The sequence below is a fragment of the Chromobacterium sp. FG89 genome (assembly GCF_057808735.1).
Genome location: NZ_JBMDIQ010000052.1, coordinates 1 through 5,853, shown reverse-complemented (window position 1 = coordinate 5,853; position 5,853 = coordinate 1). Strand labels below are relative to the sequence as shown.

Here is a 5,853-nt window from a genome sequence, read left to right as displayed (position 1 = left end):
CGCCCCCCCCCCCCCCCCCCCGGTGCCGGTGGTGGAAAACGCGCTGGCCATCCTGGGCGCCGCGTTCGGACAGGTAGACGGCATTGTGCTCAACCGCCGCCGTTTTGAAATCCCCGCCGCCGTGTTGAGAGGCGCGGCGCGTTGGAAAGGAGAAGGCCGATGAAGATCGCCCTGCTGGCTCCGCTGCCGTCGGAGCAAAACGGCATCGCCGACTACGCCGACGCCTGGCGTCGGGCTTTGGAAGACGAAGGCGTCAGCGTCGTCTCCCCGCTGGACGGGCAGCCGCTGGCGCTCAACGCGCTGGAACTGTCCTGGCAGATGCAGAACGTGGACTGGCGGCGTTTCGACCTGGTGCACGCGGAACTGGGCGGCGGCCGCTGCGGCGAATTCATGGCGCTGGAGTGGTTGGCGCGCCACCAGCCGGGCTTGAGGCTGACGGCCACCGTCCATGATCCGGAACGCCTGGTCTGGCGGCCGCCCGGCTTGCCGCGGCGGCTGCCGCGCCCGCTGGCCCAGGCCGCGGCCTTGCTGGCCGCCCCGCTGACGCTGGCGCGCGAGCGGCGGCTGGCGCGGCGCTTGACCCGGCTGGTGACGCTGACGGCCACCGGCGCGGAAGGCCTGGCCCGGCGGATGCGCTTGCCGGCCGGCCGGGTGTTCCACATTGCGCACGGCAATCGCGAAATCGCCGCCGAACCGCTGCCGGCCTTGCCGCCGCAGGGGCCGCTGCGGCTGCTGTACTTCGGCTACATCTACCAGGGCAAGGGCATAGAGGATGTGTTGGACGCGCTGGCCCTGCTGCAGCAAGAACCGGACACCCGGGACCGGGTGCGGCTGACCTTGGCGGGCGGGGTGGCGCCGGATGTCGCCTTCGGCCGCTCCGGCTCTTATCTGGAATCCCTGCGCCAGCAAGCCATCCTGCTGGGGCTGCATCGGGACATGCTGGAGTGGCGGCCGGACCTGCCGGCCACCGACATCCCCGGCCTGATCCAGGCTCATCACGCCATGGTGCTGCCGTATCGGGAATCGTGGAAGCTGGCCTTGCTGGGCCGGATGTGCGGCGCCAGCGGCGCGCTGTCCTGGGCCGTGGCCTGCGGCCGCGGCGTGGTCTGTTCCGACGCGCGCGCGCTGGCCGAGGAGGCCTCCTTCGGCAACGGCGAGGTCTACGCCCGCGGGGACAGCGCGGCGCTGGCCCGGACCCTGATCAGCCTGCTGCGTCAGCCCGAGCGCTTGCGTCTGCACAGCGAACAGGCGCGCAGCCTGGGGCGGGAACGCGCCTGGCCGCGCGTGGCGACGCAGTTTCTGCGCATGTTCCAGACCGCGCTGGGGGAGAGGGCGCATGGCTAGCGCCCGCGGCGCGGCGTGGCGGACGCTGGTCCTGGCGGCGGCGCTGACATTGGCCGCGGCCGGCCCGCGCGCCGAAACCACCGAGCTGACCGCCGGCCGGCCGGTGGTGTGGCGCGACTTTCTCGGCGTCAACGCGCACTTCCTCTGGTTCACGCCGGAGCAATACCAGCGCCAGATGCAGCAGCTCAAGTCGCTGGGCCTGAGCTGGGTGCGGGTGGATCTGCATTGGGACCGCCACGAACCCAAGGAAAACCAGTTCGTGTTCGCGCCGCTGGATCAGCTGGTGGACACGCTGAAGGCGCAGAAGCTCAAATCGGTGTTCTACCTGGTGGGATCGGCGCCCTTCGCCAGCAGCGTGCCGCCGCTGCTTGGTTCCAGCGACCAGTACCCGCCCAAGGACGACAAGGTGTTCGCCAAGCGCATGGCCATGCTGGCCAAGCGCTATCCGGCGGTGGACGCCTGGCAGGTGTGGAACGAGCCCAACCTGCCCGGCTTCTGGCGGCCGCTGCCCAGCCCGGAAGGTTACGGCCGTTTGCTGCAGGCCAGCGCGGAAGCGCTGCGCGCCGCGGCGCCGGGCAAACCGGTGGTGATGGCCGGCATGGCTTATTACAGCCAGATGCCGGTGCGCGGCGGCCTGATGCTGGAGGAACTGGGCAAGAAGGGCACGCTGAATCTGAAAACCATCGTCGCCTACCATCCCTACAGCCAGCAGCCTGAGGGCGATGACCCTAAAACGCGGGACTTCGTGCTGCGCGCTCAGCAGATCAACGCCCGGCTGCGCCAGGTCAAGGCGCCGGGCATCTGGGCCACCGAATGGGGCTGGTCCAGCTACGCCGGCCCCAAGGAAGAGCAGGACATCATCGGCCGCGACGGCCAGGCGGATTATTTACTGCGCCGGCTGGCGCTGATGAGCGCGCTGGACTACGACCGCGTCTTTCTGTTCGCGCTGTCCGATCTGGACCAGCGCGCCAGCGCGCGCGACCGCGGTTACGGCTTGCTGGATCTGAACGGCAAGCCCAAGCCCGCCTACAAGGCGTTGGCGCGCTTTCTCGCCATCACCGGCCCGCGGCTGGAGCCGGCGCCGCCGCCGCGTCTGGACGCCGCGCCGGACGGTTTGTACAGCATCGCCTGGCGCAAGCTGGACGGCGCGCGCCTGTGGATGTTCTGGAGCGCGAACGGCGGCGCGGCGCGCTTGCCCGGCATCGCCCGCGCCACGCTGCGCCAGCCCTTGAGCGGAAGCAGCGCCGTCTTGAGCGCCGCCGGCGACAGCCTGAGCGTGGCGGTGAAGCCGCAGCTGCAAATCCTGGAGTGGCGAGAATGAAGCCGGCCTCCCTTTCCCTTGGCGGCTGCCCACCGCTGCGCATTCTATGGACCCTGCCGTATCTGCCCTGGCCCACCACCAGCGGCGGCAAGCTGCGCCAGTTCCAGCTGCTGCGCGCCTTGGCGGCGCGCGGCCACCGCATCACCTTGCTGGTGCAGAGCAAGGAGCCGGCCAGCGAGGCCTGCCGCCGCCAGCTGGAAGGCATTGTGGAACGGCTGATCGTGCTGCCGCGCCGGCCGCTGAAGCACCCGCTGACGCTATTGGCGGCGGCCTTGGGGCCCTACCCGATGCTGGCCAGCGTCAACGGCCTGTCGCCTGATCTGAGCCGCACTTTCGACGGCCTGCTGCGCCAGCGTTGGGACGTGGTGCAGATCGAGCACAGCTACGGCTTGCAGCCCTTTCTGGAAGCGCTGGACCGCCGCCGTCAGCCCTTTTTGCTGACCGAGCACAATGTCGAGTCCGAACTGGGCGCGGCCACCTATCAGCATCTGCCGCGCTGGTGCGCGCCCTTCGTCTGGTGGGACCGCTGGCGTTACCGGCGTTGGGCGGCCCTGGCGCTGAACGCCGCCGAGCGCGTCGCCGCCGTCACCTGGGAGGACGCCGCGGCGATGGCCCAGCACAGCGGCCGGCTGGTGGACGTGGTGATCAACGGCGTGGACGCCGACGCCTTCGCCGAAGTCCGCCCGGATTACGCCAGCCAGCGTCTGCTCTTCGTCGGCAATTTCGAATACCCGCCCAACCGCGACGCCGCCGTCTGGCTGGCGGCGGAAGTGATGCCTAGGCTGTGGCGGCGCTTGCCGCGGGCGCGGCTGGCGATATGCGGCTACGCGATGCCGGAGGACTGGGCGCGGCGCTGGCCGGACGCGCGGCTGGAGTGGCTGGGCTTTGTGCCGGAACTGCCGACGCAGCAGCGGCGCGCCGCGGCCTTCATCGCCGGACTGCGTCAGGGCGGCGGCTCCAAGCTCAAGGTGCTGGAGGCGCTGGCCGCCGGCCTGCCGCTGCTGAGCACGCCGCAGGGCGCGTCCGGGCTGGACCTGCGTCCCGACAGCGAATACCTGCGCGGCGACGACGCCGAGCAATTGGCGGAGGCGGCGGCCGCGCTGCTGAGCCGGCCGGAGCGCGCGGCCAGCCTGGGCGCGGCCGGGCGCGAATTCGTGCGGCGGCGGCACGATTGGGCCATCGCCGCCGACCAGCTGGAAACCTTGTACCGGGAGCTGAGACATGCGCATCGGAATTGACTACCGCCCGGTGACCGCCGCGCCGCGCTCCGGCATCGCGCGGCAAGTGCTGGCGCTGGAGGCCGCGCTGGCGGCGCGGCCGAACGTGGAAGTGCTGCGTTTCACCGCCTGTCCGGCCGACCATCCCCACCGGAGGCTGGCGGAATGCCCGGCGCGGCCCAGCCCGGCCGACGGGCTGCATCGCCCGCGCGAGCGCTGGCATTTCGAATGCCGCTTTCTGCCGCAGGCCATCCGCGCCCGGCGGCTGGATCTTTACATCGCCACCGCCAACACCGGGCTGCCGCCCTGGCGCGCGCCCGGCGGCGTGCGCTACGCCATGCTGTTGCACGACGTGTTCCAGCTGACCCTGGACAACTACCACGTCAGCCTGCTGCGCGCGCTGGCCTATCGCGTGATCGATTGGGCCGGCACCGCGCGTTCCCTGCAACGCGCCGACGCGGTCTGGACGCCGTCGCAATTCACCGCCGACGCCGCCGTGCGGCTGTTTCCGCGCCAGCGCGCCAAGCTGGCGCTGCTGCCCAACGCGGTGCCGCAGCCGGCGAGGCCGGCCGCGGAGCCGCCGGCCGGCTTGCCGGCGCGTTATTGGCTGGCGGTGGGCGCGCGCGAGCCGCGCAAGAATATGCCCTGGTTCGTCGAGCAATGGCGGAAAGCGCGTCAGCGCCAGCCGGACCTGCCGGCGCTGGCGCTGGTGGCGCGGCCGGAGGACCTGCCGGCGGAGCTGCGGCGGCTGGACGGCCTGATCTGGCTCAGCGATCTGGACGACGCCATGCTGAGCGCGGTGTACGCGGGGGCGGAACGGCTATGGCAGCCGTCCTACGCCGAAGGCTTCGGCCTGCCGGTGATCGAGGCGCTGGCGCAAGGCACGCCGGTGGCGGTGGCCACCGGCTCCGCGCTGGACGAGGTCGCGCCGCCGCAAGCGGCGCGTTTCGCCCCCAACGACGGCGGCGAGCTGCAAGCCTTGATGCACCGGCTGGCCGCGGCCGGGCCGGACGGCGATGTCGACGCCAACCGCGCCTGGGCGCGCCGCTACGATATGGACGCCTACCGCCGCCGCGTGGATCAACTGCTGGACAGGCTGCTGGCATGACGCCGCTGAATCGCGCGCTCGCTCTGAGCTGCGGGCTGTTGTTCGGCGGCCTGCTGGCCCTGCTCAGTCCGGCCGCCGCCGCGCTGGCGCTGGCCGCCGCCTGCGCCGGCGTCGCCGTGCTGCGCGCGCCCTTGCTGGGACTGGCGCTGTTCGGCCTCGCCGCCACCCTGGCGCCTTACGCCACGGTGCAACTGGGCGTGCGCGTCACCGTGTCCGAGGCCTTGCTGGGCCTGGCCTGGCTGGGGGCGCTGCCGCGGCTGGCCGTCGGCCTCCTGCAATGGCCGCGCGGCCGCGCCGAAGGGCTGCTGCTGTGGCTGATGGCCTTCAGCCTGCTGCCGTTTCTGGCGGGCCAACTGATGGTGCAGGCCGACGGCAACGGCCCGGTCAACTGGGCGCGCTGGCTGCTCAATCTGTCCGCCTTGTTTCTGGCGCCGCTGCTGCTGCCGGACGAACGCAGCCGCGACCGCCTGATCGTGACGCTGCTGCTGGGCACGCTGGCCATGCTGCTGCTGTCCATCGGCTATTTCCTCAAGGACCGCGACGCCAACAGCTTCATCCCGGTGCTGGAAAAACTGCGCTACGCCCATCCGGAAGCGGTGCGCGACATCTTCTCCGCCAACTACACCCGCATGGCCTCACCCTGGGTGCATCCCAATCTCACCGGCGGCGCGTTGGCGCTCTTCCTGCCGCTGGCCTTCTTCTACGGCCTGGCGCAGCGCGGCTGGCGGCGCTTGCTGGGCCTGACGGTGGCGCTGCTGGGCGCGGCCGGCCTGCTGTTCAGCATCTCGCGCGGGGCCATCGTCAGCCTGGCGCTGGTCTTGCTGTGGTTGAGCTGGCGGCGCGGGGCGCCCGCGGAGCTGGCG

5 protein-coding genes are annotated in these 5,853 nt (G+C 71.6%); all 5 read left to right on the top strand.

Translation table 11 applies throughout. From position 1 onward, the window contains the following. Positions 1 to 159: 159 nt before the first annotated feature. On the top strand, positions 160 to 1,344 hold the full coding sequence (locus ACODRW_RS24075) for a glycosyltransferase (RefSeq protein WP_107801485.1): 1,185 nt from the start codon (positions 160 to 162) through the stop codon (positions 1,342 to 1,344). Next, positions 1,337 to 2,665 carry a cellulase family glycosylhydrolase gene (locus ACODRW_RS24070; RefSeq protein WP_488906887.1) on the top strand — a complete coding sequence of 443 codons (1,329 nt, stop codon included), beginning with the start codon at positions 1,337 to 1,339 and terminating at the stop codon, positions 2,663 to 2,665. The genes ACODRW_RS24075 and ACODRW_RS24070 overlap by 8 nt, the downstream gene beginning before the upstream one ends. Beyond that, positions 2,662 to 3,903 (top strand): glycosyltransferase family 4 protein, encoded by a 1,242-nt coding sequence (locus tag ACODRW_RS24065; protein WP_227106305.1) that lies wholly within the window; start codon positions 2,662 to 2,664, stop codon positions 3,901 to 3,903. Before ACODRW_RS24070 ends, ACODRW_RS24065 begins: the two co-directional genes overlap by 4 nt. Then, entirely contained in the window at positions 3,887 to 4,990 is a 1,104-nt protein-coding gene (locus ACODRW_RS24060; RefSeq protein ID WP_488906886.1) for a glycosyltransferase family 4 protein, read from the top strand. Before ACODRW_RS24065 ends, ACODRW_RS24060 begins: the two co-directional genes overlap by 17 nt. Then, positions 4,987 to 5,853: hypothetical protein (locus ACODRW_RS24055; RefSeq protein ID WP_488906885.1), on the top strand; the 867-nt coding region annotated here is incomplete at its 3' end. The genes ACODRW_RS24060 and ACODRW_RS24055, both read left to right, overlap by 4 nt.